The 5,658-nt window shown below is 35.3% G+C and carries 5 protein-coding genes and 1 tRNA gene; 5 read left to right on the top strand and 1 reads right to left on the bottom strand.

Annotated elements, in window-relative coordinates; translation table 11 throughout:
• Positions 1–96: 96 nt before the first annotated feature.
• Complete coding sequence (locus JR312_RS05715; protein ID WP_416647932.1) at positions 97–687, bottom strand: nitroreductase family protein; 591 nt, start codon at positions 685–687, stop codon at positions 97–99.
• A 96-nt stretch (positions 688–783) separates the two neighbouring features.
• Between JR312_RS05715 and JR312_RS05710 the strand changes: the two genes are divergently transcribed.
• The 5 genes from JR312_RS05710 to gyrA all read left to right on the top strand — a co-directional run bounded on the left by JR312_RS05710 (position 784) and on the right by gyrA (position 5,574).
• The gene (locus JR312_RS05710; protein ID WP_211907622.1) at positions 784–1,311 is read left to right on the top strand and encodes a biotin transporter BioY; all 528 of its coding nucleotides are present in this window, start codon (positions 784–786) and stop codon (positions 1,309–1,311) included.
• Positions 1,308–1,706 carry a DUF1284 domain-containing protein gene (locus tag JR312_RS05705; protein WP_341813284.1) on the top strand — a complete coding sequence of 133 codons (399 nt, stop codon included), beginning with the start codon at positions 1,308–1,310 and terminating at the stop codon, positions 1,704–1,706. Before JR312_RS05710 ends, JR312_RS05705 begins: the two co-directional genes overlap by 4 nt.
• Before the next feature lie 68 nt (positions 1,707–1,774).
• Positions 1,775–2,641: a tetratricopeptide repeat protein gene (locus tag JR312_RS05700; protein WP_264330876.1), complete on the top strand. Its 867-nt coding sequence runs from the start codon at positions 1,775–1,777 to the stop codon at positions 2,639–2,641.
• A 64-nt stretch (positions 2,642–2,705) separates the two neighbouring features.
• Positions 2,706–2,778, top strand: a tRNA-Val gene (locus JR312_RS05695).
• Positions 2,779–2,829: 51 nt separating this feature from the next.
• Positions 2,830–5,574 (top strand): DNA topoisomerase (ATP-hydrolyzing) subunit A, encoded by a 2,745-nt coding sequence (gene gyrA / locus JR312_RS05690; RefSeq protein ID WP_416647931.1) that lies wholly within the window; start codon positions 2,830–2,832, stop codon positions 5,572–5,574.
• Positions 5,575–5,658 lie beyond the last annotated feature (84 nt).

The raw sequence follows: 5,658 nt of genomic DNA, 5'->3' as shown, positions 1-5,658 counted from the left end.
ATGACAGGATATTTGTTTCTAATTCTTTATAATCTACCAAACCAGTAGTTCTATTTGCTTGACTCATATCAAACCTCCATTTTTTATATCAATTTATTACTTTTTTTTCGGTTTGACACACTTTTTTGAACGTTCCCAAAAAAATGTTTCTTCTATTGGTCTTCTTTTTTTTTCTTTGACTTCAGCACCCTCTTCCTCATAACCAACTGCTATTACTGACATTATGTTAAAATCATCAGGTATATTAAAACTTTCTGTTACTTTTTTCTTGTCAAAGCCACCCATCTGATGTGCCATTAAGTTCATAGCTGCAGCCTGCAGCATAAGTGCATAATTTGCTGCACCAGTATCATGCTTAGCCCAAAAATTTTCTCCTTTACCTTGTTTACGGAAGTTCTTAGCGCTTAGAGATATAATTAGTATTTGTGCATCTTTTGCCCACTTTTGATTAGATTCATCAAGGCAACCGAGCAATTTTTTCCATGCGCTTTGATTGTTCTGTTTGTTGCATATCACATATCGCCAAGGTTCATCACCAAAACACGAGGGTGTTAGCCTTACAGCTTCTATTAAAATATCCATTTCTTTCTGAGATATTGCTCTTGTAGGATCGTATGAACGTCCGCTGTGTCTTTCCTTCATCAACGATAATAGATCTTGTTTACTCATCATTTTTAAATAGTGCATAAATAATTCATTGTAGCGCAATATAAGCAAAATTTAAATTGCAAAACCTCTTATACACATATATTACATCTAGTAAGTTATTTTTATTGGGAAGATATGTTTATAACACAATCAAGCAGTAGGTCAACACTGGCTGAAATATTGTCTTGCGTTTTACTTTTATTCTTGATGGCTCAAATAAGCATACCATTGCAGCCTGTGCCTATCACATTGCAAACTTTAGGATTAATGCTTGTTGGGCTTAAATTTAACCGCAGAACAGCGTTCTATTCTGTGCTTACATATCTATCACTTGGTGCAGCAGGATTTCCTGTTTTTGCGAATTTTTCTGGTGGTCATCATATTTTTCTCGGGCCAACAGGTGGATATTTGATTGGCTGTTTAGTTGCTGTTGTAGTAATGAGCAGAGTAAATGAATTACTGAACTCTAAATATAAATCATTTATGTGTAATTCTTTAAGTTGTCTGGCGGGTACAGTCGTAATCTTTATTTGTGGTATTAGTTGGCTTACTATTTACGTGGGTCTGAAACAAGCAATAATGGTAGGTGTTTTACCATTCATCCTTCCTGGTTTGGTAAAAATTTTTCTACTTGTAGCAGCTTTGCAGTATTTGAAAAAGTGATAAGGTTTCGTCCTCATCATTTTATGTGCACTCTTACATTTCAAGGGTATGGATATTCTCAGAGCTTTGTAGAAAATTACAAAAAGATAGCAAGTAAAGTAATTAGTGATCCTAATACTAAAATCGAAGTAGTTGATAATCTTGACGCTATTTGTAGTGTTTGCCCAAACCAGACTAAACAAGGTAAATGTACCACACAGGCTAAAGTTTTAGAGCTAGATAGAAGGCATATGGAAATTTTAGGAATAAAAATTGGCGAGATTTTGACCTGGAATGAAGCAGTAAAAAGAATTAGAAAGAAAATGTCTTTAGAGAAATTTGACTACGCATGTGAGGAGTGTAATTGGCAACCATATGGAATGTGTAGAAGTGCTCTTTTAACTCATTCTAAATAGTATCTGCCAATTAATAATATCTTTATTATTATATTAGATAAGTAATTTAGCATTTATGAATTTGTAATGTGTTGCGTATAGTTCAAAGAAATAAGATTTACTGGTTACGCGCTGCAGCCAATGCCATAACACTAGGATCTATGTTTGTCTGCATGTTAATTTGCGTTGTGATTTTATGGAGGTCTTCTGTTACCTATGCTAGTGAAAATTTGGAGATACAGAAGGTCTTTGATAGTGTTGTCAAGCATATAAAAGCTGATAAAAAATATAAAGATCTTGATGTTCTCGAGAGAAAAAGTGACAAATTTAATATCAAAATTTCGCAGAATTCTGGCAAGAATTTTGACATATACTCTATTTTAAAAAAAGCAAAAGATTCCTTTGAGTTAGGAGATAGTGAAACAGCTACTTCTCTCCTCAATCAGATTATCGCAAAATTTCCTTATCATGAAAGTGCTTTAATTGGACTAGGGAATATCTATTACGCTAACAAAGAATTTAAAAAAGCTGTAGAGATTTACACAAGACTGTTAAAAGAATATCCTAGCAACCCTTATGTATTAAAGAATTTTCTGACGATAATCTCACAATATGATCCTAATTTAGCATTGAGTGAAATGTTGAAATTGTATGATACACTCAGAAATAGCGCCCCTTTATCAGCAAATTTAGGTTTGATCTATATGAAAAAAGGGGATTACGTAAAAGCTAAAGAATATATGAAAGCAGCAATTTCTTTAGATCAAAACAATATTTTTTATACCTATAATTTAGCTGTTATTCTAGATAAGCTCTCAGATTTTAAAAATGCCACAGCATGTTATTCAAAGTTGTTGAACATGTCAAAAAATGCAAGTGAAAGAATACCTTTATACAAGGTAGCAGCAAGACTAAAATTCATACAACTCCATAGTGCGCACCCAGCGATTCCATAAGAGTTGCTTGTATCGCTATTTTTGTTTACAACAACAACATTGAACTATAGAATTATATCTAGAGGGGCAATTAGCTCAGCTGGTAGAGCATCTCGTTTACACCGAGGAGGTCGGCAGTTCAAGTCTGTCATTGCCCATTAGCCTAGTTGAATATTAATATTACAATTATTTCAATCAAAGTATAGAAAATGCAAGACAACATAGTACCAGTTTCAATAGTGAAAGAGCTAGAGGATTCTTATCTCTCCTACGCAATGAGTGTGATCATAAGTCGAGCTATACCTGATGTGCGAGATGGATTTAAACCTGTTCATAGGCGCATATTATACGCAATGTCGAGGGCTGGGTTCGATGCCGGTAAACCGTATAAAAAAGCAGCTCGTATAGTCGGGGATGTAATGGGAAAATATCACCCACATGGTGACATGGCTATCTATGACTCCTTGGTCAGGATGGCTCAAGATTTTTCTCTTCTTTTACCACTTATTGATGGGCAAGGTAACTTTGGTTCGATAGATGGAGATCCGCCAGCTTCAATGCGATATACAGAAGCAAGGCTCCACAGAGTGTCGCATTTTTTACTAAATGATATTGACGAAGATACAGTTGATTTTAGGCCAAACTATGATGGAAATGAAACAGAGCCTGTTGTACTGCCTGCAGAATTTCCGAATCTATTGGTAAATGGTGCAAGCGGTGTTGCAGTTGGTATGGCAACCAATATTCCTTCTCACAACCTTGGAGAAATAATAGATGCTTGTATGTTATATATAGATAATCCTGAAGTTACTTTGGATGAGTTACTTGAAGTGATGCCAGGACCGGATTTCCCAACTGGGGGAACGATTCTTGGAAGGTCTGGAATAAGATCAGCATTTGCAACGGGTCGTGGATCAATTGTTGTGCAAGGCAAGACTCACATGGAAGACCTGCCACAAGATAGGCAAGCAATAGTGATTGATGAAATACCTTACCAGGTAAATAAAGTAAAATTAATTGAGAAGATAGGTGAGCTTGTAAAAGAAAAAAGAATTGATGGCATAACAGAAATTAGGGATGAATCTGATAAGTCTGGTATTAGGGTAGTAATTGACCTCAGAAGAAATGCTGAAGCAAGTTTTATACTTAATCAAATATTGGGACTAACTCCACTAAGAAGTAGTTTTAGTGTTAACACTTTAGTCCTCAACAACAACAGGCCTGCTTTGATGTCGTTGAAAGAAATTATAGCTGCTTTTATTGATTTTAGAAAAGAAGTATTAATCAGGAGAACAGAGTTTCGTCTAAGAAAAACGAGGGAAAAAGCTCATATATATATAGGGCTCTACATTGCGGTCTTGAGCATAGATGAAGTGATAAAAATCATCCGTGGTGCAAAAGATCCTGCGGAAGCAAGTAGAGAACTTTTAAATAAAGAATGGAAAACTTCAGCTGAGATAAGCACAATTATTGGATTAATCTCAGACAGCACGAGCTTTTTGAAAGACGGAGTGTATAGATTAACTGAGCTGCAAACGAAAGCTATTCTTGACATGAAATTGCAACGTTTAACAGGCCTTGAAAAAGACAAATTAGAAGCTGAGCTAAGTTCAATGATTAACCTGATAAAAGAATATATCGCTTTTCTTGGTTCAGTAGAGAAGTTGATGAAAGAAATAAAAAACAATCTACAAGAAATAAAGAACAGATTTACTGTGCCGCGAAAAACTTCAATAGAAGAATCAGATATGGACATCGAAGCTGAAGATCTAATTCCACAAGAGGATATGGTAGTAACCGTAACTATGAATGGTTACATCAAACGTGTGAAACTCTCTCATTATAAAACCCAGCATCGTGGTGGAAAGGGAAAGCTAGGACAGGGATTAAAAGAGGAGGACGTAATTACAAAATTATTTGTTGGAAATACCCACACTAGTCTTTTATTCTTTTCTAATACTGGTCGAGTTTACAGATTAAAGGTTTATAAACTGCCTCTTGCAGAACCAACTGCACGTGGAAGAGCACTTGTTAATATATTTCCGCTTAGCGATGGTGAAACAATAACTAACATTATGCCGCTTCCAAGTGAGAATGACGAAAATCAAAATATAGTTTTTGTTACTGCTCATGGGAACATAAGGCGTAACTCCTTAGCGGATTTTCACTATATTCCAAGCAATGGAAAAATAGCAATAAAGCTCGACGAAGGGGATAAGTTAATATCAGTTAAAGTATGTAGCGAAATTGATCATGTTCTACTTTCAACAACACTTGGAAAAAGCATCAGATTTGTTGTAAGCGATGTGCGTCAATTTAAGAGTCGTAATTCAGATGGTGTAAGAGGTATCAAACTTGCAAAAAATGACAGTGTGATATCCATGACCATACTAAACGGCATAGGTATTGCAACAGAAACAAAAGAGCTTTACTTAAGAGTTCCGCTTGCAAAAAGGATGGAAGCTGTAACCAACAACTCAATTGATTCTAAATTAGAAAAAACTTTGAATGATTTAGGAATAGATAACAAACTGTTCTTAAAACTTGCAATGAATGAGGAGTTCATATTAACTATTACTGAAAATGGCTTTGGTAAAAGAACTTCTGCGTACGAGTATAGGGTAACAAATAGAGGTGGTGTTGGTATTACAAATATCCTTACTACCGACAGAAACGGTAATGTTGTTGCTAGCTTTCCAGTTGAACAGGGTGATAATATCATGCTTATTACAGATAAAGGAAAGTTAATTCGTATTTCAGTAAATGATATCAGAATTGCAGGACGTAGCACTCAAGGAGTCACTCTGTTTAAAACAGAGAGTAGAGAGAAGGTGGTGTCAGTAGCGAAAATTGAGGATCCTGATTCCACTGAAGATAGTATTTCCGAAATTGAAAACTCGGGAACGTTCAAAAAAGTGTGTCAAACCGCATTTTCAATTCAACTCAATTTTTAACCTACCAGGAAAAAAGATATCAAGTTGAGACATAGTTAAAGCCCAATTAGGCAAAGCAGTAATCCACTTTTGCTCTACCTTTTT

Origin of the sequence: Wolbachia endosymbiont of Nasonia giraulti (genome assembly GCF_048054155.1) — a bacterium.
Classification (GTDB): domain Bacteria; phylum Pseudomonadota; class Alphaproteobacteria; order Rickettsiales; family Anaplasmataceae; genus Wolbachia; species Wolbachia pipientis_C.
This window is presented reverse-complemented; position numbering and strand designations above follow the sequence as displayed.

Excerpts from the sequence above, each read along its gene's own strand:
- JR312_RS05715 (WP_416647932.1), bottom strand. The coding sequence starts at position 687 with ATGCACTATTTAAAAATGATGAGTAAACAAGATCTATTATCGTTGATG.
- JR312_RS05710 (WP_211907622.1), top strand. The coding sequence starts at position 784 with ATGTTTATAACACAATCAAGCAGTAGGTCAACACTGGCTGAAATATTG.
- gyrA (WP_416647931.1), top strand. The coding sequence starts at position 2,830 with ATGCAAGACAACATAGTACCAGTTTCAATAGTGAAAGAGCTAGAGGAT.